Origin of the sequence: Flavobacterium sp. SORGH_AS_0622, from assembly GCF_030818825.1 — a bacterium.
Taxonomy (GTDB): Bacteria; Bacteroidota; Bacteroidia; order Flavobacteriales; family Flavobacteriaceae; genus Flavobacterium.
Window position 1 is genome coordinate 2,082,704 of the sequence record NZ_JAUTAX010000001.1, and the last position, 19,865, is coordinate 2,102,568.

The 19,865-nt window shown below is 34.6% G+C and carries 24 protein-coding genes and 1 pseudogene; 12 read left to right on the forward strand and 13 right to left on the reverse strand.

The window, feature by feature from the left end; all coding sequences use genetic code 11:
* Positions 1-104: 104 nt before the first annotated feature.
* The 6 genes from QE431_RS09070 to QE431_RS09095 all read left to right on the forward strand — a co-directional run bounded on the left by QE431_RS09070 (position 105) and on the right by QE431_RS09095 (position 5,738).
* Complete coding sequence (locus tag QE431_RS09070; RefSeq protein WP_307295136.1) at positions 105-818, forward strand: type 1 glutamine amidotransferase domain-containing protein; 714 nt, start codon at positions 105-107, stop codon at positions 816-818.
* A 24-nt stretch (positions 819-842) separates the two neighbouring features.
* Positions 843-1,769: an NAD-dependent epimerase/dehydratase family protein gene (locus tag QE431_RS09075; RefSeq protein ID WP_307295138.1), complete on the forward strand. Its 927-nt coding sequence runs from the start codon at positions 843-845 to the stop codon at positions 1,767-1,769.
* Positions 1,770-1,894: 125 nt separating this feature from the next.
* Positions 1,895-2,917, forward strand: a complete 1,023-nt coding sequence (locus QE431_RS09080) for an LLM class flavin-dependent oxidoreductase (protein ID WP_134141481.1) — start codon at positions 1,895-1,897, stop codon at positions 2,915-2,917.
* A 179-nt stretch (positions 2,918-3,096) separates the two neighbouring features.
* Positions 3,097-3,675 carry a Crp/Fnr family transcriptional regulator gene (locus QE431_RS09085; RefSeq protein ID WP_057118204.1) on the forward strand — a complete coding sequence of 193 codons (579 nt, stop codon included), beginning with the start codon at positions 3,097-3,099 and terminating at the stop codon, positions 3,673-3,675.
* Between the two features lie 166 nt (positions 3,676-3,841).
* On the forward strand, positions 3,842-4,699 hold the full coding sequence (locus QE431_RS09090; protein ID WP_307295141.1) for an SDR family oxidoreductase: 858 nt from the start codon (positions 3,842-3,844) through the stop codon (positions 4,697-4,699).
* A gap of 49 nt (positions 4,700-4,748) precedes the next feature.
* Entirely contained in the window at positions 4,749-5,738 is a 990-nt protein-coding gene (locus QE431_RS09095) for a VOC family protein (RefSeq protein WP_307295143.1), read from the forward strand.
* Between the two features lie 80 nt (positions 5,739-5,818).
* On the opposite strand, the gene QE431_RS09100 is transcribed toward QE431_RS09095, so the two are convergent.
* From QE431_RS09100 to QE431_RS09145, 10 genes are all read right to left on the reverse strand, one after another.
* Positions 5,819-6,145: an SDR family oxidoreductase gene (locus QE431_RS09100; RefSeq protein WP_373428869.1), complete on the reverse strand. Its 327-nt coding sequence runs from the start codon at positions 6,143-6,145 to the stop codon at positions 5,819-5,821.
* Positions 6,114-6,611: an SDR family NAD(P)-dependent oxidoreductase gene (locus QE431_RS09105; RefSeq protein ID WP_307295147.1), complete on the reverse strand. Its 498-nt coding sequence runs from the start codon at positions 6,609-6,611 to the stop codon at positions 6,114-6,116. Before QE431_RS09105 ends, QE431_RS09100 begins: the two co-directional genes overlap by 32 nt.
* A 45-nt stretch (positions 6,612-6,656) precedes the next feature.
* The gene (locus QE431_RS09110) at positions 6,657-7,238 is read right to left on the reverse strand and encodes a TetR/AcrR family transcriptional regulator (RefSeq protein ID WP_307295149.1); all 582 of its coding nucleotides are present in this window, start codon (positions 7,236-7,238) and stop codon (positions 6,657-6,659) included.
* A 78-nt stretch (positions 7,239-7,316) separates the two neighbouring features.
* On the reverse strand, positions 7,317-7,646 hold the full coding sequence (locus QE431_RS09115) for an AraC family transcriptional regulator (protein WP_307295152.1): 330 nt from the start codon (positions 7,644-7,646) through the stop codon (positions 7,317-7,319).
* 52 nt (positions 7,647-7,698) lie between these two features.
* Positions 7,699-8,232 carry an AraC family ligand binding domain-containing protein gene (locus QE431_RS09120; RefSeq protein ID WP_307295153.1) on the reverse strand — a complete coding sequence of 178 codons (534 nt, stop codon included), beginning with the start codon at positions 8,230-8,232 and terminating at the stop codon, positions 7,699-7,701.
* 17 nt (positions 8,233-8,249) lie between these two features.
* Positions 8,250-9,083: an SDR family NAD(P)-dependent oxidoreductase gene (locus QE431_RS09125; protein ID WP_307295155.1), complete on the reverse strand. Its 834-nt coding sequence runs from the start codon at positions 9,081-9,083 to the stop codon at positions 8,250-8,252.
* A gap of 214 nt (positions 9,084-9,297) precedes the next feature.
* A complete protein-coding gene (locus QE431_RS09130) occupies positions 9,298-10,236 on the reverse strand; it encodes a ring-cleaving dioxygenase (protein WP_057118198.1) in 939 nt (312 codons plus the stop codon).
* Between the two features lie 244 nt (positions 10,237-10,480).
* On the reverse strand, positions 10,481-10,831 hold the full coding sequence (locus QE431_RS09135; protein ID WP_307295158.1) for a hypothetical protein: 351 nt from the start codon (positions 10,829-10,831) through the stop codon (positions 10,481-10,483).
* A complete protein-coding gene (locus QE431_RS09140) occupies positions 10,831-11,451 on the reverse strand; it encodes an alpha/beta hydrolase (RefSeq protein ID WP_281865418.1) in 621 nt (206 codons plus the stop codon). Before QE431_RS09140 ends, QE431_RS09135 begins: the two co-directional genes overlap by 1 nt.
* Positions 11,452-11,480: 29 nt before the next feature.
* The gene (locus QE431_RS09145) at positions 11,481-11,771 is read right to left on the reverse strand and encodes a GNAT family N-acetyltransferase (protein WP_307295161.1); all 291 of its coding nucleotides are present in this window, start codon (positions 11,769-11,771) and stop codon (positions 11,481-11,483) included.
* A gap of 306 nt (positions 11,772-12,077) precedes the next feature.
* Between QE431_RS09145 and QE431_RS09150 the strand changes: the two genes are divergently transcribed.
* Together QE431_RS09150 and QE431_RS09155 are read left to right on the forward strand one after the other, a co-directional pair.
* Positions 12,078-13,010 (forward strand): bifunctional helix-turn-helix transcriptional regulator/GNAT family N-acetyltransferase, encoded by a 933-nt coding sequence (locus QE431_RS09150; protein ID WP_307295162.1) that lies wholly within the window; start codon positions 12,078-12,080, stop codon positions 13,008-13,010.
* Between the two features lie 153 nt (positions 13,011-13,163).
* Positions 13,164-13,862 (forward strand): DUF1826 domain-containing protein, encoded by a 699-nt coding sequence (locus QE431_RS09155; protein ID WP_307295163.1) that lies wholly within the window; start codon positions 13,164-13,166, stop codon positions 13,860-13,862.
* A 20-nt stretch (positions 13,863-13,882) separates the two neighbouring features.
* Here QE431_RS09155 and QE431_RS09160 read toward each other — a convergent pair whose 3' ends face one another.
* Positions 13,883-14,170, reverse strand: a complete 288-nt coding sequence (locus QE431_RS09160; RefSeq protein WP_307295164.1) for a hypothetical protein — start codon at positions 14,168-14,170, stop codon at positions 13,883-13,885.
* Positions 14,171-14,538: 368 nt separating this feature from the next.
* Here QE431_RS09160 and QE431_RS09165 point away from each other — a divergent pair, with 368 nt between their 5' ends.
* Both QE431_RS09165 and QE431_RS09170 read left to right on the forward strand, forming a co-directional pair.
* Entirely contained in the window at positions 14,539-14,988 is a 450-nt protein-coding gene (locus tag QE431_RS09165) for an amidohydrolase family protein (protein ID WP_307295165.1), read from the forward strand.
* Positions 14,985-16,256 carry an amidohydrolase gene (locus QE431_RS09170; protein WP_307295166.1) on the forward strand — a complete coding sequence of 424 codons (1,272 nt, stop codon included), beginning with the start codon at positions 14,985-14,987 and terminating at the stop codon, positions 16,254-16,256. Before QE431_RS09165 ends, QE431_RS09170 begins: the two co-directional genes overlap by 4 nt.
* A 112-nt stretch (positions 16,257-16,368) precedes the next feature.
* On the opposite strand, the gene QE431_RS09175 is transcribed toward QE431_RS09170, so the two are convergent.
* Positions 16,369-17,343, reverse strand: a complete 975-nt coding sequence (locus tag QE431_RS09175; RefSeq protein WP_307295167.1) for an NAD(P)H-quinone oxidoreductase — start codon at positions 17,341-17,343, stop codon at positions 16,369-16,371.
* 12 nt (positions 17,344-17,355) lie between these two features.
* Complete coding sequence (locus QE431_RS09180; protein ID WP_057118182.1) at positions 17,356-17,913, reverse strand: hypothetical protein; 558 nt, start codon at positions 17,911-17,913, stop codon at positions 17,356-17,358.
* A gap of 130 nt (positions 17,914-18,043) precedes the next feature.
* Here QE431_RS09180 and QE431_RS09185 point away from each other — a divergent pair, with 130 nt between their 5' ends.
* Positions 18,044-18,940, forward strand: a complete 897-nt coding sequence (locus tag QE431_RS09185) for a LysR family transcriptional regulator (RefSeq protein ID WP_057118180.1) — start codon at positions 18,044-18,046, stop codon at positions 18,938-18,940.
* A 237-nt stretch (positions 18,941-19,177) separates the two neighbouring features.
* A pseudogene (locus tag QE431_RS09190) lies at positions 19,178-19,860 on the forward strand (SDR family NAD(P)-dependent oxidoreductase).
* The last annotated feature ends 5 nt before the right edge of the window (positions 19,861-19,865 follow it).

Genomic DNA, 19,865 nt, shown 5'->3' on the forward strand with positions numbered 1-19,865 from the left:
TTAAACTTAAATTTGCCATTAGGAGATTATGTTACAAATTAAATTGATTGAGTTACAATCAATTTAAAGTATGTCCGAACTTTATATGACTTAAACGATATTATATGAATACTTTAAAGTTATTAATTATTGTAACTGGGACCAATAAGTACGAAGGAAGCAATCTGCCGACTGGATTATGGCTCAGTGAACTTACCCATATTTATGATCAGGCAAAAGAAAAAGGTCTGGACATTACCATTGCAAGTCCAAAAGGAGGAGATACTCCAATAGATCCCGAAAGTCTGAAACCATTGGTTTTAGATGAAATTTCAAAAAAATATTGGTCAGATACACTTTTCAGGGAAAAATTAAAACATACCAAAAGCTTAAGCGAAATAGCCAATCAACAGTTTGATTGTGTTTATTTAGCCGGCGGTCACGGAACAATGTATGATTTCCCTAACGACATCACTTTGCAGAACATCATTCTTAGCCATTATGAAAGCAATAAAAAAGTGGCAGGTATTTGTCATGGCGTGAGCGGATTTTTGAATGTTAAACTTTCTAATGGAGATTATTTGATAAAAGGTAAAAAGATAACTGGATTTAACTGGTTTGAAGAAAGTCTTGCGGGAAGAAAAAAGAAAGTTCCCTTTAATCTTGAAGCAGCTTTAAAAGAAAGAGGTTCCAATTATACAAAAGCCTTTATTCCTATGACTTCAAAGGTAGTTGTTGATGGCAATTTAATTACAGGTCAAAATCCTTTTAGTTCCAAAAAAATGGCAAAAGTGGTTATGCAGGAATTAAATGAAAGCAATACAAGCAAAAGCAATTAACGGTTAAATTAATAAGCAAAAATTATGCAGACCATTTTAGGAGCCAGCGGACAAATAGGAGAAGAGCTGGCAAGAGAATTAAAAAGAAATTTTACTTCAGATATTCGAATTGTTAGCCGAGATGCTAAAAAAGTAAATGACACAGATACAGTGTTTTCTGCAGATTTAACTATCAAAGAAAAGGCAGTTGAAGCTTTAAAAGATACTGAGATAGCTTATTTTACTTTGGGTCTTCCAATGAATTCTGATTTATGGGAAAAGCAATTTTTGCTTATTACAAGAAACGTTATTGATGCTTGTAAAATCAACCAGACAAAATTGGTCTTTTTTGATAATACTTACATGTATCCACAGGATAATCGCCTGCTAACTGAAGAGACTGTTTTTGATCCCGTTGGAAGAAAAGGAAAAGTACGAAAAGAAATGGCCGAAATGGTTTTAAATGAAATAAAATCAGGCGAATTGACCGCCGTTATTTGCCGCGCACCTGAATTTTACGGACCTGCAAAAACACAGAGCATAACCAATACTTTGATTTTTAATAATATCAAACAAGATAAAAAATTGAAAGTCCTTTTAAGAGACAATACATTAAGAAGTTTAATCTGGACACCAGATGCAAGCCGTGCAACAGCTTTAATTGGCAATACTCCAGATGCCTATGGACAGACCTGGCATTTACCGATTGATGACAATAAGTTAAACTATAAGCAATTTATTGCACTGGCTTCAAAAATCTACGGAAAGGAATTAAAATATTCAGTTATATCAGAATTTGTTTTTAAGATTGGGGCGATATTCAATAAAAGACTGAAAGAACTACAGGAATTGCTTCCAAGGTATAAATATGACAATTTATTTGATGATTCTAAATTTAAAAAGCGTTTCCCAGATTTTCAAGTTACGACTTATGAACAAGGCATTCAACAAATAAAAAATGAACAGCAGTAATAACTTCATTGCATCATTTTTAGAATTGAAACGCTAAATTCTTTGATTGGTTTATTTGGCTTTAATAATGGTGACTCCAATAATGATGCGTATATTTGGAATTATAATTAATAGTAAAGCTATCTATGAAGAAAATAGGATTTTTATCGTTTGGTCATTGGGCCAATCATCCTTCCTATCAAGCTCGTACGGCAAGCGATACATTACTTCAGTCTATTGATCTGGCCGTTGCTGCAGAAGAAATCGGTTTAGATGGCGCTTATTTTCGGGTACATCATTTTGCACGACAATTAGCATCACCTTTTCCATTACTTGCAGCCATTGGAGCTAAAACTAGCAAAATAGAGATTGGGACAGGAGTGATAGACATGCGCTATGAGAATCCACTATATATGGTGGAAGATGCCGGTGCTGCAGACTTGATTTCAGAAGGACGTTTACAATTAGGAATAAGCAGAGGATCACCAGAGCAAGTTATTGACGGCTGGCGCGCTTTTGGTTATGAACCTTTAGCAGGTGAAACAGATGCCGATATGGGACGCCAAAAAGCTTTGGAATTTTTAGAAAGACTTAATGGAGAAGGATTTGCAGATCCGAATCCAACTCCAATGTTTCCAAATCCGCCAGGATTATTACGTCTAGAACCGCATTCTGAAGGATTGCGAGAGCGTATCTGGTGGGGAGCGGCTTCTAATGCAACTGCTGTTTGGGCGGCTGAAAATGGAATGCACCTGCAAAGTTCTACTCTGAAGTATGATGAGAATGGAAAACCTTTTCACATTCAGCAGGCAGAACAAATCAGGTTGTATAAGGAAGCTTGGAAAAAAGCTGGACATCAACGCGAACCAAGAGTTTCCGTAAGCCGTTCTATTTTTGCATTGGTCAACGATCAGGACAAATATTACTTTGGAGATCAAGGTAAAGCGGCCGACAGTTTTGGTTATATCGAAAGTGATAAGCGAGCAATCTTCGGAAAGAGTTATGCTGCAGAACCAGATAAACTTATTGCCGAATTAGCTCAAGATGAAGCTATTCAAGAAGCCGACACCTTGTTACTCACAATACCCAACACATTAGGTGTTGATTACAACGTACATATATTGTCTTCTATACTTGAGCATATTGCACCGGCGCTCGGCTGGCGTTAAATCTTTTCAAAATAATTTGAAGTCCTTTAATTTATTATTAGAGGGCTTTTTTTTTGAACTTATTTTTATTGTGACAAGTGCTATGCATGACTCGCGATGTATTATTTTTAGTTAGATTTTTACCAACGTAAATTGGAAAAATTTGTGCATAACCTGCTATTTATATAAATTTACAGTCTATGTATGAAATATTCCAAAAATATCTGGACGACAAAACCACACTGACCCAATCAGAATCAGATTATATACAATCCTTTGCCATTATTAAAAAACTTCGTAAAAGACAATATCTGCTTCAAGAAGGAGATATCTGGAAATATGATGCTTTTATAACACAAGGCTGCCTTCGTACTTATTCGGTTGATGAAAAAGGAAGTGAACACATTAATAGTTTCAGCATTGAGAACTGGTGGACAGGCGATAGAGAAAGTTTAATGTTTCAACAACCGTCCCGTTTCAATATAGATGCCATTGAAGACAGTGAACTCGTATTGTTTACCCATGAAAATTTTGAAATGCTTTGCAGGGAAATTCCAGCCTTTAATAATATGGTGAATGCCATATTACAAAAAAGCTTTATAGCCGCACAAAACAGAATTCAGGCATCACTTAGTTTTACGGCAGAAGAAAAGTATCTAAATTTTATAACGAAATACCCGGGATTTGCATCACGAATTCCTCAAACCATGATTGCTTCTTATCTGGGCATGACACCAGAAACCTTAAGCCGAATACGAAAACAAACGGCAAAAAAATAATATTATAGAATCAGGAGCTTTTAAGCTCCTTTTTTTATGCCAATTACCAACTCTTGATCTAGATCAAGTTTTTACTTATTTCTAATCAATGTGCAGGTTTTGCATTCTACGCAACTTTGTAATGTTCAAAAGAAACAAACATTATAAACATTTAAAAATAGAAATCATGTCAAAAACAATTTTCATTACAGGTACAAGTTCAGGATTTGGTAAACTTACAGCTATCACTTTAGCAAATGCAGGTCATTCCGTAATTGCAGGAATGCGCAACACAAAAGACAAAAATGCAGCTGTTGCAAAAGAACTTTCAGCACTTTCAAACATTGAAGTAGTAGATATCGATATTACAGACGATGCTTCTGTAAACAACGCTTTTGAAAAAGTACTTATCAAATACGGAAAAATCGATGTTCTTATTAATAATGCTGCAGTAAGCGGTTTTGGTTTGCTGGAAGGATATTCAATCGATCAAATGCGTAAAATGTTTGACGTAAACGTTTACAGTGTACTTCGTACTTATCAGGCCGTTCTTCCTTCAATGAGAAAAGAAAAAAACGGACTTATAATTAATATCACAACTGGAGCAAGCGGACATACACTTCCTTTTATGATTCCGTACATCGCTTCAAAATTAGTTGTCGAAAGTTTTACAGAAGGACTGCAAGATGAACTTGCCGATTACGGAATTGAAAACGTAAGTATTCAGCCAGGAGTTTATCCAACCGAAATGAATAACGGCTCAAAAGCAGGAATACATGCCGACAAACAAGAAATCATAGAACAATATGGAGACGCTGCAACAGAGAAATTCAATGCTTTAGGCGGTGCATTATTTGGTAAAATGGCTCAGTTTGATATGAACCCGCAAACTATTGCCGACGGAATTCTGGAATTGGTTAATATGAAAAAAGGGGAGCATCCGCTTCGTTTTCCACTAGATGCTATCGCTCAGGGAACCGACAAAGAATTTATAGAAGCACGTGCTGCCATAAAAGCAAAATGGTTAGCTGCATACAGCAATTAATTTTTCGAATAATCACATTTTAATAATAATTCAAATACTTTATACAATCATGAAAACAACTCATAAAATACATACTCCTGCCATTGCATTACTAAATTTAGTTTTTTTCTTCTCAACTTCAGAAAAAGCGGCAGCGCAAAACAACGCAGGGATTCTGGGAATAGATCACGTTGGAATTAACGTTCCCGACTTAAAAGAAGCAGTAACCTTTTTTCAAGATGTACTTGGGTTCACTCCAGTTACACAACTCGGACCAATTCCGCTTGATGCGGGATGGAAAGAAGCCAACCATATTAATCCCGCTACTGGAGCCGTAACCATAAAAATGATAAACGCCGGAACGGGCGCCAGTATCGAAGTGTTTTATTATGCCGATAATAAAGGAAGCAAAACACATCCTAATTCTGATGATATTGGAGCTTCACATATTGCTTTTTATACTTCAGATATCAATGCAGCAGTAAAATATTTAAAAAGCAAAGGTGTTAAAGTATTGGGCGAACCATTCCTGACACCATCAGGAGACACGGCTGGTGAAACATGGGTTTATTTTGAAACTCCGTGGGGTTCTAAAATGGAACTTGTTTCGTACCCAAATGGCAAGGGGTATGAAAAATCAAATCCTAAAACAGTATTATGGTCACCAAAAACAGCAGTGAAAAAGCCTGCAGCAGATGATTTTGATCTTGAAAAAAAGAAAGCGATAATTGAGGGACATTTTGAAATCTGGAATGAAAGAAACGAATCTAAACGAGCTGCATTATTGAATAAAGTGTATGCAGCAGATATAGAAATGATAGACCGCCACTTTATATCAGAAGGAACAGGTGAGATCAATAAATTTGTAACAGAGCTGCAGCAAAAAAATAAAGATTTCACATTCACCGTTAAGTCATTTGAAACACATCATAATATAGTGCGTGTTTATTGGCAATTTGGTACAAAAAACAAACCCGAAGCAGGAACTGGAATGGATTTGTTTGTTATTGAAAACGGAAAAGTGCAAAAGCTGTACGTTTTTGTGGATCAAAAAGAATAATTTTTAAAAGATCAATTTTAATAAGCCGGAATTTTTTCCGGCTTATTAATTGCTATTAGGAAAATATCATCTTTAAATGATCATATAGTTTTTAAAACACCTCCATCTGCTCGTAGCGATGCCCCGTTTGTTGCAATTGAAAGCGGACTTGAAAGATAAACTGCCAGCGAAGCAATTTCAGAAGGATCAATAAAACGCTGCAATAAAGAATGCGGATTGGTCTGTTGTACGATGGCATTTTTCATTTGTTCAATCTCGATATTCTGTAAAGAAGCGATATGTTCAATTGTTGAAGCAACTCCATCAGAATAAGTTGGGCCGCCTAAAATTGTGTTTACGGTTACTTCCGTACCTGCAGTTAGTTTAGATAAACCATTACTTACTGCCGTCATTGCTGCTTTTGTCATTCCGTAATGAATCATATTTCCAGGAATATTCACACCAGATTCGCTGCTGATGAAAATCGATTCTTCCTGATTTTTTCTGAAGCATTTGGGGTAAAAGTCTTTGAGAAAGCCTGATACTGCTCATCACATTAATATCAAACATTCTATACCAATCCTCATCTTCCAGATTTTCAAAATCTTTCAATTCGAAAATGCCAACGTTATTAATTAAAATATCAATATGGTTTAATTTATTTAATAAAGCCGTTACTTCCTCTTTTTTCTCAAAATCACAGACAATTCCTGAAACTATAGCATCTGGAAATTCATTTTTTAATTTTTGTACTGCCAGATTTGTTCTTTCTTCATGCCTTCCATTAATAATAACTTCAGCTTTTTCATTTAATAATTGTTTGGCTATTGCAAAACCAATTCCTTGTGTCGAACCGCTTATAAAAGCTTTTTTCCCTTCTAATTTTAAATTCATTTTTATTTATTTTTGTAATGATCGATACATAAATAGTCAAAAAAATTAGCTGATAACAGCTAATTGCATTTCGATTTGATTTTTTAAGACATTTTTGTCCGGGTACATTCTTCTAAGTGTATTAAGTCCGCACCAAAATGTTATTAGATACCTGCCCAGAATTTCGGGATCTGTTTGCGTTTTTAAATTTCCTTTTAATTTTTCCTCTTTAATTGCCTGAGTAAACATTTGTTCGGCCTCTTTTAAAATCTGTACCGCATTTGCTTCCAGATTTTCATCAATAAAAGTCATTTCTACAACCGTATTGGCAATAATACAGCCTTTAAGATGCTCATTTTCTTCCGCGGAAGCGATACTTCTAAAAAAGTCTTTAATTAATTCTAATGGAGATTCGCTTTTGTTTAATTCCGTTTTAAATGCATCAAAAGCTAGTCGTCTTTCTTCAATGGCTTTTTGAAAAACCTCTTTTTTACCTCCCTTAAAAGTATTGTAAAAACTTCCAGCGCCGGCTCCGGTTGCTTTTTGCAGATCACTCAATGAGGTTGCGCTATATCCTTTCTGCCAAAATATTTCTTGTGCTTTCTTGACAATATTTTCGTCTTCGTAAATAGTTGGTCTTCCTCTCATTGTTTTAATTTTGTAATGATCGGTACAAAATTAAATAAAAATAAGTGTATTCCAAATTTTAAAGCAATTTTTCTCTTTTTAATTAAATGACTGTCTGAATTGCAGGGGAGTTATATTGGTTTTCTTTTTGAAGAGTTTACTAAAAGACTGCGGATACTCGAAACCCAATGAATAAGCAATCTCATTTACACTTAAATTTGATCCTGCCAGCAGCTGTTTTGATTTTTCAATAATGTGATTCTGAATGTATTGCTGAGTATTTAAGCCAGTAATACTTCGGAGTAAGTCACTTAAATAATTAGATGAAATATTTAATTCCTGCGATAAATACTGAACTGTTGGAACTCCCTTTAAAACTCCATTCTCATTTTCAAAATAGTTCAGTAAAGTTTGATCTATTCTGCTCAATAAATCAGGATTTGAAGTTTTTCTGGTAATAAATTGGCGGCCGTAGAATCTATTAATTATAATTGAGCAGTAAATCGAGATGCGAAACAATTAAATCCTGACTGTAATGATCAATATTGTTTTTCAGTTCGTCCTGCATTTGTTTTAAAAGACCAGAAATAATTACATCTTCCTTGTCAGAAAGATGTAATGCTTCGGCAATTGAATAAGAAAAAAATCCATAATTGTGTATTGTTTTTCCTAAAGGGTAATTCCGGATTAGATCGGGTTTAAAAACTAGCATAAAACCTGTAACTGGATTATCGTTAGTATGTGTTACCGAAAATACCTGATCGGGTTTTGTCAATGTCATCATTCCTTCATCAAAATCATAATCACGCTGACCATATTTAAATTTTCCGTTGATGCCTTTTTTCAAAGTAATGCAGTAAAAATCATTCGTAAAATGTTTCCAGATGTCGCTGTGTTTGTAACTCAATAACGCAAAATCAATTACACTAACCAGAGGATGATCTGGTTTTGGAAGCGCAAATAACTGATGCAGCTCTGAAATGCTTTTGATTTTATGTGGAACTGATTTTTTCATTGAAGCAAATTTACGAATTAATCGAAATTAGTTGAGTACGAAAGATGTTTCCATGTTTCCATTTCCTGCGCTTCATTTTTTCGATGAGCTACAATCGAATCATAACTATCATTTCCTAATGGAAGATGTACAGGCGGATTTGGCAATTCAGTAACAGCAAGCAGAACTTTGGCAAGTTTCTTTGGATCTCCGGGCTGGTTTCCGTCAAAACTTTTCAGCATATTTACATGTTGTTCTACATTGTAAACGGCTATTTTATTTTTGGCTTCTGCCAAAGTGCTGTCGCTCATAAAACTGGTACGGAACATTCCTGGAGCGATTGCAGTGACTTTTATATGGAAAGGTTTTACTTCCTGAGCCAATGCTTCTGAAAGTCCGATTACGGCAAATTTTGCGGCGTTATAACTTCCAGTATTAGCATATCCGATATAGCCCATATTGGATGCGATATTTAAAATATGTCCTGATTCTTGCTGACGCAGAAAAGGCATTGCGTTACGAATTACGTTTACGGTTCCCAATAGGTTGACATCTATCGTTTTGCGAAATTCTTCATCGCTGATTTCTTCAACACTTCCCACCAGATAATATCCAGCATTGTTTAACACAACATCAATCCTTCCGAAAGTATCAATTGTGCTTTGAATAGCATTTTTTACTTCTTTATCATTGGTAATATCAACCTGAAGCGGCAGGAATTTTTCAGTTTGATTTCCAATATTATCAATTAATTCTGGTAGATTTCTGGAAGTGGCAGCAACTTTGCCACCGTTTTTTAAAACAGCATTTACGGTTTCAAGTCCCATTCCTTTTGATGCGCCGGTAATAAACCATACTTTTTGAGTGCTCATGTTTTTTAGATTTTAATTATAAAGCAAAATTCAGGAAGTTATGGATTTAAAAAGTGTTCAGATTGAGGATTTATGTGTTCAAATTCAGTTGTCTTAACTTTAAGAAGTAATCATTTCCATAGAAAGAGTTTTAAATTATATACTAAAAGTATTCTCCAACAAAAAACCTGCAAGTCAAAGATTTGCAGGTTTTTAAAATATATGGGATTTTAAATTAATTAATTGGAACCAAATGCGCTTCAATAGCCGCTCTATCAGATTCGTATTGTGCAGGAAGTTTTAGGTTTTTTCCTAATTCTTCTAAGCTTTCATCTACTGTAAAACCAGGGTTATCTGTAGCGATTTCAAACAAAACTCCGCCTGGTTCTCTGAAATAAAGAGAATGGAAATAATTTCTGTCAATCTGCGGTGTAATAGACAATCCGTAGTCTTCGATTTTTTCACGGAAGTGCATTAAAACTTCGTCATTTGGAACACGAAAAGCTACGTGATGCACAGATCCGTTTGCTACATGACCGCGTTTTTCTTCTTCTAATTCTACCAAATCAACAATTGCAGCATTTTCCACCGCATCTGTTGCATAACGGTAACGGTTTACATTTTGCTCAATCAATTTATAACCAAATATTTCGGTTAAAATTGCAGCGGTTGCTTTTATACTGTTTAAAGTCAAAGTAATGTTGTGGAAACCTCTTGTAGCCACATCTGCTTTTACTTCATCAGTTTCCCAAGGTTTTCTGTTGTCTTCTGTTTTAGATTCGATTAACTCTAATTTCAATCCGTCTGGATCTAAGAAAGTAAGATACTTTTCGCCAAATTTTTCAGCTGGTTTATTGTAAATTACATTGTATTTCTCAAAACGTTCCTGCCAGAAATCAAGGCTTCCTTTTGGAACAGAATAACCAATTTCAGTTGCCATTCCAGAACCTTTTCTTCCTTGCTGGATTCCTTCTCCCCAAGGGAAAAAAGTTAAGATTGTTCCTGCGCTTCCTACTTCGTCACCAAAGTAAAAATGGTATGTTCCTGGATCGTCAAAATTCACTGTTTTTTTAATGAATCTTAATCCTAATATGTTAGAATAAAAGTTGAAATTACGTTTGGCGTCACCTGCAATTGCAGTAATATGGTGTAAGCCTAAAATTTTATTTTCCATGGTATCTTATGTATTAAATTGTTATTGATTTTCTTATACAAATTTACTTCAGTTATGCTTCTGGATCGATTAACCTAGATTAAGAAATAAAAAACCATAATTTTGTTGAGAAAAATTTTTAACCGCAAAGTTCGCAAAGCTTTTTATCTGATAGTGTAATACGTTATAATTAGAAAGTTCGCAAAGCTAAATCAGTTAAGGCTTTGCGAACTTTGCGGTTAAATTTTTATTTCGAGTATTTAAATTACAGTTTTATAAATATAGATTTCCGAAGTTTTGGTTCTATATTTTTTGTTTTATGACCTTTTCCTGTTGTGTCTTCAACCAATAAAATTGAACCAGTTTCAAACTTTCTTTTTTCTCCCAATGAAGTTTCTATTTCTACACCGCCTTCCAGTAAAACAATATATTGCCGATCTGGAGCATTATGAAAATCATAATCGTAAGACGGGCTGACTTCTCTAAAAACAATTGATTTTACGGGTTCATCATCAGATAAAAATCCGATATCGCCATTGTTTTTCAACGGAACTTCAAAGTCTTCAAAATGACTTTCGCCATTTGCGTCGCTGTAAACACGGGTTATTTGTATCATTATTTTTTTGTAAAAATAAGTTCGTTAGCCAAGTCTATTTCGTCCTGACTTATGCTGTGCCCCATATTTGGGTAGATTTTTTTTGTTACCGATGCGCCTAATTTTTGAAGAAGCGCTTCAGATTCATTTACTCTTTCCACAGGTACATGAAAGTCTGGATCGCTCGTTCCGATGAAAATTGGTGTGTTTTCGAAATTTCCTGCATAATGATTTTCATATACTTTATCGCCAATAAGTCCTCCTGTAAAAGCTACGACACCGCCATATTTAGCGGCATTTCTGGCTGTGAATTCCAAAGCAAGACAGGCACCTTGAGAAAATCCAAGAAAGTAAATATTCTCTTTTTCGATTCCGTTTTGCTGAATTGCAACAACAACCTGATGAATGGCTTCTAACGATTTTGAGAAAGAAGGTTCGTTTTCTTCAAGCGGAACTAAAAATGAATACGGATACCAAGTTCTGTTTTCTGCCTCAGGTGCAACCAATGCAAAATCGCTGACTTTAAGGTGTTTTGCAATCGAAAGGATATCATGAGCACCAGCACCACGGCCGTGAATCAGAATCAAGGCTTTTTTAGCATCATTTAGAGGAACTCCGTCTGTTATAATTTCTAAATTCATGAGTTTATTTTTTAATTATTAAGTGGCTGTTATTTTTTCCAAATGTCCTGATATTCATCTGGATGTCTTTTAAATTGTGCGTGAACATAAGGACAAAGCGGTAAAACCATTAAATTATTGGCACGCACGTATGACACCATTTCTTCAAGTAGTTTTTTTGCATAACCTTTTCCTTCCGCTTCTGGTTCAACTCCTGTATGATAAACGGTTAGCAAATCATCTTTTAGACTTACTGTCATTTCGCCCAGCTTTTTTTCATCTACATACAGATTAAAAGCGCCGTGTTTTTTCTCGTCTAATTCTAGTTTTATTGTTTCCATGTTTTTTGAGTTATCTATTTTTTTGATTCTTAATTCTATTTATAACAGAAATAAAAAGGATAAAATGCATTCTTAAAGATAATATATTATTAGAAATCAGCAATTTTAAATCCTTGTTACTTAGTGTTCTTGGTAGTAGAAATAACAGATATTGTTAAATCTTTTACAAACTTACTACAGCTATAAAAGTTTGTCGATTAATCTAGATTAAGAAAGAAAAAATTGAGCACATTTAATGTCTTTTTTTAAAAAACAAGTTGACAAAAGCAACTATTTTGTATATTTGCAAAACATAATAGTAGAAAAATGAAAAATATAAGTTCAGAAATTAGATCGTTCAATAGGTTTTATACAGCACATTTAGATATCTTAAATCAAAATTATCTTGATAGCAATTATTCATTAACAGAAGTCCGTATTATCTATGAAATAAATGAAAAACAAGATATTACAGCACAGGAAATCTGCGAAACGCTCAACTTAGACAAGGGATATTTGAGCAGAGTATTAAAACGGCTCACAAAAGATGGAGTAATTGAGAAAGTTCCTTCTGTAACAGACAAACGTGCTTTTAATATTAAATTGACATCTTCAGGAAACAGGCTTTTACAAAAATTAAATGCTATTGCAGATCAGCAGTCAGAATTAAAAGTGAAAAACTTGAGCACAGCAGAACAGGAAAAACTTGTGAATGCAATGGGGGATATTAAGAAAATGTTAGACAGCAAAAATAGCTCGAAAATATCTGCTAGTGATATCAGTTATCGGGATGATTTAAGACCGGGAGACATTGGTTATATAATTTATTTGCACAGTAAAATTTATGATCAGGAATCAAGTTTTTCAAATGAATTTGAATTTTACGTAGTGAAAACTTTTTATCATTTCCTAGAACAGTATTCTCCGGAAAAAGACCGTTTGTGGATGGCTGAATATAACAACCAGATTATTGGCTGTATAGCCATTGTTCATCAAAGTGAGCATGAGGCTCAATTAAGATGGTTTTTGTCCGATCCTTCTTTCAGGGGACTGGGAATAGGAAAAAAGCTTTTGAATGATGCCATAGCTTTCTGCCGCGAAAAAAGGTATAAAAAAGTTTTTCTGCTTACTACCGATAAACAGGAACGTGCCTTAGATATGTATAAAACCGCAGGCTTTAAGCTGACTAATTCTCAAGAAGTAAATCAATGGGGAGCGACATTTCGTGATGAACGCTATGATATGGAAATACTAGAGTAACCTCAAATTTATTAGCTATTTATAGGAACAGAGAGATTACTTTTTTGCAGAAAAGGGCAATCTCTCTTAAAGTTTATAGCGATAAAATACCGCAGCTGACTACTATTACATAATTTTGCAATGCATGAAGTAACCAGCTTTTACTATTACACTATGAGCAATATATTTTCTGACAACAGCCAAATAGGAGTGGTGTCTACTTTCGCTGAGCTTGTACATACCGATTTCAAAGGAGAAATGAATGCGCTGTGCTGGTACAGAAATTTGGATGGCGATTTTAACGAAATTGTAGCCCAATTGCATTTAAAAGAAAATATAACAGAAGTTTATCCTGAAGATTTACAAGCGCTGCAACTATCAGAAAAGGGAAATAAAGCTCGAGAAATAATCTTAAATGATTTGCAATTATTAAGTGATTTTGGCGCTTCGCCTTCTCTAAATTTACTGAAATGTTATGACCGTGACGATGAATTTGATTTCATATCTACAGATGTGTATTCGTTTCATGTTGATCGTTCGCCTATTGCAACAGACACTTTTTTATGTACCTATCACGGCGCTTCGAGTGATATAATTTCTAATTCGCAGGCAGAGCAAAAAATCCTAGTTCCAGAAATTCGAACAAAGCTAAAAGAGCTTTACGATGGACCAGAGGAAGAATTCGAAAACTTTTTAAAAGAAAATTATTTTGATTTGCATTATCAGCTGCATCCCAATGCAGAGCCTATTAATTTAGGATTAGGTCATCTTTGGCGATTGGCCGTAGATCATCCAAAACAACAAGTACAGCCTTGTATTCATAGAGCACCAGTAGAAAATGAAGGGGAATATCGGTTGTTGTTGATTTGTTAATGGGATTGGGATGATATAACCTAATTGCAAATAACTTTATTATTAACTAAAATTAGACCTTTTATACTTATTGTACTTTCATCAGAACTTGAACTTACAAAGATATATCCCTCTTTATTCAAAAGTATTAAAGCATCTAGTACCCTCGCTTGTTTTTTCTTTTCATCAGCGATACTGTCTTGCAATAATGTGTAAGTATTAAAAACAGGAGTTAAGAGACTTGTCAGTTCTTCTAAAGTACAGCTCATACCGTATCTGTCGGCAAGCGTCTGTAGAATTTTTACAAGAAAAATGGGTAATGTTTCCATGACAACAGCTTTTACTTATATATACGAAAAACTGTGTGGAAATGGATTTTATTAAGCCAAAAGTATTGGTTTGTAATTATAGGGTTCCCAATACTAAAATGAAAGTAAAATTCTCAGTTGTTGTTGATTGAATCCCGATCGCTCTAATGTGTAGCGATCACTCGAAATTTTTTCCATGCTCGTTCCTATAGTTAAAAACTGGATTTTTTTTAATATGTTGAGCTATACTTTGCGGGCGCGGATTACAAATCCGCGCGATCGAATTAACTGTATTAATTTAAAAATTAAATATACTGTCTATTAAATAATTAAAAAACAGTATGTTATTTCTATATTTATGAGATGTAAAACAACTAAATAATTTTGAAATGAAAAATATACTATGGACATTCATGTTATTAATTACATTAACAAGTTGTAAAAAAGAAGTGAAAGATTCTGCAGATACCATTTATTATGGAGGAGATATCATAACAATGGAAGGCAACCAGCCGCAGTATGTGGAAGCCGTTGGGGTAAAAAACGGGAAAATTATTTTTGCAGGCTCAATAGCTGAAGCTGAAAATTTTCAAGGAGGTGAAACAGAAATGAAGGATATAAAAGGCAAAACAATGCTTCCTGGATTCATAGATGCGCATGGTCATGTTTGGAACGCCGGATTTCAAGCGGTCGCAGCTAATTTACTTCCGGCTCCTGACGGCACTGGTAATGATATTGCAAGTATTATTTCATTGCTTAATAAATGGAAAGCATCTAACAAAAATGCTATCGGAAAATATGGCTGGATAGTGGGTTTGGATATGATGATGCACAATTGAAAGAAAAGCTTCCTCCAACGGCAGATGATTTAGATAAGATATCTGCAACAATCCCCGTTATTATTATACACCAGTCTGGGCATTTAGCAGTAATGAATCATAAAGCATTAGAAATGTCTGGTTATAATGCGGCATCAAAAAATCCTGCAGGTGGCGTAATTAGAAGAAAAAATGGATCTAATGAACCTAATGGAGTGCTGGAAGAGATGGCTATGTTTACCCCGCTTTTTAAAATTATGGGAACACTGGACGAGGAAGCCAATGAAAAAATTGCTGAAGCAGGTTTAAAATCTTATATAAGATTTGGTTTTACAACGGCACAGGAGGGAAGAGCAACAAGTGATGCGTGTACTACATGGTTAAAACTTGCGGCTAAAAATAAATTAACTATCGATGTTGCCGCTTATCCTGACATACAGAGCCAAATGGCCTATATGAAAAAAAATGGTATTCAAAAAGAATATAAAAATCATTTTAGGATTGCAGGCGTGAAACTCTCATTGGATGGTTCGCCACAGGGTAAAACTGCATGGCTTACAAAACCATATATTATTCCGCCGCCAGGCCAGCCGAAAACTTATTCCGGCTATCCTGCATTTCCAAAAGAGAGCGATGCTGTCGCGCTTGTAGATTCAGCATATGCAAATAACTGGCAGATTTTAGCCCACTGTAACGGAGATGCAGCAATTGATGAGTATATAAAAGCGGTAAAGCATGCCACCAGACTATATGGAAAAAAAGACAGGCGTACAATTGCTATACATTCACAAACTGCCCGCTTAGACCAGTTAGATACAATGAAATCTCTTGGAATTATGCCTTCTTTTTTTGGAATGCATACCTATTATTGGGGAGATTGGCATAGAGATGAAACATTAGGAAAAGAAAGGGCTTATCGTATTTCACCTGCTGGAACAGCTCTTAAAAAAGGAATGATTTTTACACAGCATCATGACGCGCCTGTTGCTCTTCCTAACAGTATAATGATTTTGTATTCTGTGGTAAACAGAATAAGCAGAAGTGGTGATGTGATTGGGCCTGAGGAAAGAATCAGCGCTTATGACGCTTTAAGATCCATAACGATTTGGGCGGCTTATCAATATTTTGAAGAAAATAATAAAGGATCTCTAAAGAAAGGAAAATTGGCAGACTTGGTTATCCTTGATAAAAATCCAATAAAGATAAATCCTTTAAACATTAAAGATATTCAAGTGGTTGAAACGATTAAAGAAGGAAAAACTGTGTTTAAAAATACTGCTCTCAAATAAAAAATAAACAGTAAAGCTAAAAGTATATATAAATTGAAGATTTCTAATGACTAACTAAAAAGGCCTAATTTTTATTAGGACTTTTTAGTGGTTAAATTCAATGAAAATAGTATTATGATTCCCAGTCGATTATTATTTTACCAATATGGCTTCCGTGTTCCATACATTCATGAGCGCTTACAGCATCGCGATGGGAAAACGTTTTGTAGATAACAGGCCTGAATTTACCATTTTCAATTAATGGCCAGATATTTTTAAATACTTCTGCGGCTAATCGTTTTTTGTATTCGTAATTTCGTGCACGCAGTGTACTTCCTGAGATCGTAATTCTTTTTAGCATTAACTGCCAAATATCAAGCTCTACGTTTTTACCATTTTCTGCATTGATATGAATAAGTCTTCCTTCATCGTTTAAAATAGAAAGATTCTTTTGAAAATAGGTTCCAGCTATCATATCAAGAATAACATCTACACCTTTGGTTTTTAAAATTTCTTCGAAGTCTTCTTTTTTATAATTTATAGAAAGATCAGCACCTAATTCATAACAATATTGTGCTTTTTCATCTGAACCAACTGTCGTAATGACCTTTGAACCAAAAGCATGAGCGATCTGAATCGCTGTAATTCCTATACCGCTGCTGCCTCCGTGAACTAATAAAGTTTCGTCTGGTTTTAATTTTCCTCGTTCAAAAATATTAGACCAGACTGTAAATACCGTTTCAGGCAGACTGGCTGCTTCTATAAAATTTAAGCCTTTAGGAATGGGTAAACACTGACCTTCTTTTACAGTAACATATGCTGCATAACCTCCCCCAGAAAGCAAGGCACAAACGTGATCGCCTTTTTTCCATTGCGTAACTTCTGGACCACAGTCTACGATAATTCCAGATACTTCGAGACCTGGAATTTCATTAGAAGTACTGCTTGGAGCAGCATATTTTCCCTGGCGCTGCAAAATGTCACTTCTGTTAATGCCTGAAGCTTTTACCTGAATTAAAACTTCATTTTGCGATCGAATTAAATCAGGAACCTCGACCAATTGCAAAACTTCAGGCCCTCCAAATTTTGAGATGGTAATAGCTTTCATAATCTAATTTTTTTAAAAAGGTAGATTATATTTTCCAAATAGCGCTTTGTTCTCAATACTTTTTGCAAACAGCGGTGTTTCTTCATGATTATGAGCGTCAGAAGCATCCTGTCTTGCTTTTGCAGCATCGGCTAGAGAAATTCCGTGTTGTTTGATGAAATCTAAAAATTCAGGAGTCGCGGTTGCATGAATGGTATTAGTAAATTTTGTTGTTGTATCATCTATTTTATCTGCTTTCAACTCCCAAAGAACCTGTACTTTAGATCTTCCGCCTGCAGTAATAGTATCAGAAATTGAAAGCATTCGGCAATAATCAGCACGATATTCATCAAAAATATAATGCTGTACAACAAGTGCTGTTCCCACATATTCTACATTAATAGACATCGGTATACCTTCAAAATTAGAAGTTATTCCAGCAGCAATATGGTTAACAGAACAACGTTGATATTCTGCATCCGGCAGGTTAAGCAGCCAGTCGGCAATATTAATTTTTTCAATTGGAGCATTAATTATTGCTGAAACAATTGATGCTGATAATGCGTTTTCGGGTGTTTGTAAAATTTCCATCTTTTCTGTTTTTTAAATTAACTTATGTCAAAGTTCTGCAATATAAACCAATCGTGGAAATGAAATTTTTAGATGTAATCGATCGAAATTTTCGATTTAGAGTTGTACTTTTATAAAAAAAATAAAGAAAATGGAACTTCGTCAATTGAAATACTTTGTCCGCGCGGCAGAACTTTTAAATTTCACACAGGCTGCAGATGATTTATACATTACTCAAAGTACATTATCTCATCAAATAAAAGAATTAGAAAATTCATTAACGGTTCTTCTCTTTGACAGAGTAGGAAAGAGGGTTAAACTTACGGAAGCGGGTGAAATTATGCTGGATTACGCCCGAAAAACGATTCGTCAGGCAGAAGAAGGAAAACAGGTTTTAATGGATTTGAATAATTTAAAAACCGGTAAAATAACTATTGGTTCCACTTACGGACTAGTAAATTTACTTCTTCAAACGATTACGGAGTTTAATGAGGAATTTCCGGATATCCAGATTCAGCTAGTGCTGGGCTCTACTTCAGAATTGCTTCAAAAAATACGCTTGTATGAAATTGATTGTATGCTGTCTTTTATGCCTTCCTGTCAGGATCAACAGCTTGATATAATGCCATTATTCTCTGCCAATCTCTCTTTGATTCTTCATAAATCGCATCCGTGGAGTAAACTTAAAAAGATAGGGCTTCAAAAAATTACTGAATTAAACTTAGTGCTGCCATCTCCAACTTATAGTATCAGAAATTTTCTGGATGAAACGCTTCTAAAAAATAACATAAAATTGAAGGCAAAAATAGAGATCAATGATATTCATAGTCTATTGGAACTGGTTAATACAAAAAAATGGTTTACTGTATTAATGAATTCTTCCTTATTTGATTTCTCTGAACTTGTTGCAGTTCCAATTGAAGGTAAAAACATGAGCCGTGAGGCAACTTTAATATTTCCTTCGGGAATTTACCGCAAAGCTTCACTCTCACTTTTTAATAATTTATTAAAGAAAAAGATTGCTGTGATGAATTTAGAAAAGGCGTAAATTCATATGATTTGTTTTTAGCACTTAGTAAATAAAAAGAAAATAGCTTTTAACTTATTGGCTGACTTTGAAAATCAATCCATTCTAATTTAATGTCACAAATATTATTTTGTTTAATATTTTTCTAAAATAATTAAACAAATTCTTATCTTTAACATGGATATCGAACGTTATCACAATTAATAAAACAAGAATAAATTGTTTTTACATTAAAAAATAAGTAGTTCAATAAGAAAAATGAAAAAAATTGTCATCATCGGGGGAAGCAGAGGAATTGGCAATGCTATTTTGCAGCAGCAGCTTGAAAAACATTTAGTGTATAATATCAGTCGGACTATTCCAGATTTTTCCCATCCTAATTTGATTCATTTTTCAGTTGATGTGCTGCAGGATGAATTGCCTGATATTGAAATTATTGATGCTTTAGTATATTGTCCAGGATCAATAAATCTCAAACCTATTTTAAGTTTAAGCATTGACGATTTTAGAAACGATTTTGAAATTAATGTGATAGGTGCCGTTAAAGTGATTCAGCATTTTCTGCCTGCATTAAAGAAAGGGAAAAATCCCTCAATTGTATTATTTAGTACCGTTGCGGCAAAACTCGGAATGCCTTTTCATTCCAGTATTGCGGCATCAAAATCAGGGGTAGAGGGCTCACTAAATCACTAGGTGCGGAACTTGCTCCTTTGGTTCGAATCAATGCTATTGCTCCCACAATTACAGAGACTTCGTTATCTGCTTCTATTTTAAGAAACGATCGCATGAAGGAAAATATGATGGAACGGCATCCTATGAAAAATTACCTAAAACCACAGGAAGTTGCTCGTATGGCAGATTATCTGATATCTGAAGATGCCGCTTCAATTTCAGGACAGATTTTCCCGATGGACTATGGACTGGTAAGCTTTAAATTATAAAGATA

Excerpts from the sequence above, each read along its gene's own strand:
- QE431_RS09070 (WP_307295136.1), top strand. The coding sequence starts at position 105 with ATGAATACTTTAAAGTTATTAATTATTGTAACTGGGACCAATAAGTAC.
- QE431_RS09075 (WP_307295138.1), top strand. The coding sequence starts at position 843 with ATGCAGACCATTTTAGGAGCCAGCGGACAAATAGGAGAAGAGCTGGCA.
- QE431_RS09080 (WP_134141481.1), top strand. The coding sequence starts at position 1,895 with ATGAAGAAAATAGGATTTTTATCGTTTGGTCATTGGGCCAATCATCCT.
- QE431_RS09085 (WP_057118204.1), top strand. The coding sequence starts at position 3,097 with ATGTATGAAATATTCCAAAAATATCTGGACGACAAAACCACACTGACC.
- QE431_RS09090 (WP_307295141.1), top strand. The coding sequence starts at position 3,842 with ATGTCAAAAACAATTTTCATTACAGGTACAAGTTCAGGATTTGGTAAA.
- QE431_RS09095 (WP_307295143.1), top strand. The coding sequence starts at position 4,749 with ATGAAAACAACTCATAAAATACATACTCCTGCCATTGCATTACTAAAT.
- QE431_RS09100 (WP_373428869.1), bottom strand. The coding sequence starts at position 6,145 with ATGACAAAAGCAGCAATGACGGCAGTAAGTAATGGTTTATCTAAACTA.
- QE431_RS09105 (WP_307295147.1), bottom strand. The coding sequence starts at position 6,611 with ATGAATTTAAAATTAGAAGGGAAAAAAGCTTTTATAAGCGGTTCGACA.
- QE431_RS09110 (WP_307295149.1), bottom strand. The coding sequence starts at position 7,238 with ATGAGAGGAAGACCAACTATTTACGAAGACGAAAATATTGTCAAGAAA.
- QE431_RS09120 (WP_307295153.1), bottom strand. The coding sequence starts at position 8,232 with ATGAAAAAATCAGTTCCACATAAAATCAAAAGCATTTCAGAGCTGCAT.
- QE431_RS09125 (WP_307295155.1), bottom strand. The coding sequence starts at position 9,083 with ATGAGCACTCAAAAAGTATGGTTTATTACCGGCGCATCAAAAGGAATG.
- QE431_RS09130 (WP_057118198.1), bottom strand. The coding sequence starts at position 10,236 with ATGGAAAATAAAATTTTAGGCTTACACCATATTACTGCAATTGCAGGT.
- QE431_RS09135 (WP_307295158.1), bottom strand. The coding sequence starts at position 10,831 with ATGATACAAATAACCCGTGTTTACAGCGACGCAAATGGCGAAAGTCAT.
- QE431_RS09140 (WP_281865418.1), bottom strand. The coding sequence starts at position 11,451 with ATGAATTTAGAAATTATAACAGACGGAGTTCCTCTAAATGATGCTAAA.
- QE431_RS09145 (WP_307295161.1), bottom strand. The coding sequence starts at position 11,771 with ATGGAAACAATAAAACTAGAATTAGACGAGAAAAAACACGGCGCTTTT.
- QE431_RS09150 (WP_307295162.1), top strand. The coding sequence starts at position 12,078 with ATGAAAAATATAAGTTCAGAAATTAGATCGTTCAATAGGTTTTATACA.
- QE431_RS09155 (WP_307295163.1), top strand. The coding sequence starts at position 13,164 with ATGAGCAATATATTTTCTGACAACAGCCAAATAGGAGTGGTGTCTACT.
- QE431_RS09160 (WP_307295164.1), bottom strand. The coding sequence starts at position 14,170 with ATGGAAACATTACCCATTTTTCTTGTAAAAATTCTACAGACGCTTGCC.
- QE431_RS09165 (WP_307295165.1), top strand. The coding sequence starts at position 14,539 with ATGAAAAATATACTATGGACATTCATGTTATTAATTACATTAACAAGT.
- QE431_RS09175 (WP_307295167.1), bottom strand. The coding sequence starts at position 17,343 with ATGAAAGCTATTACCATCTCAAAATTTGGAGGGCCTGAAGTTTTGCAA.
- QE431_RS09180 (WP_057118182.1), bottom strand. The coding sequence starts at position 17,913 with ATGGAAATTTTACAAACACCCGAAAACGCATTATCAGCATCAATTGTT.
- QE431_RS09185 (WP_057118180.1), top strand. The coding sequence starts at position 18,044 with ATGGAACTTCGTCAATTGAAATACTTTGTCCGCGCGGCAGAACTTTTA.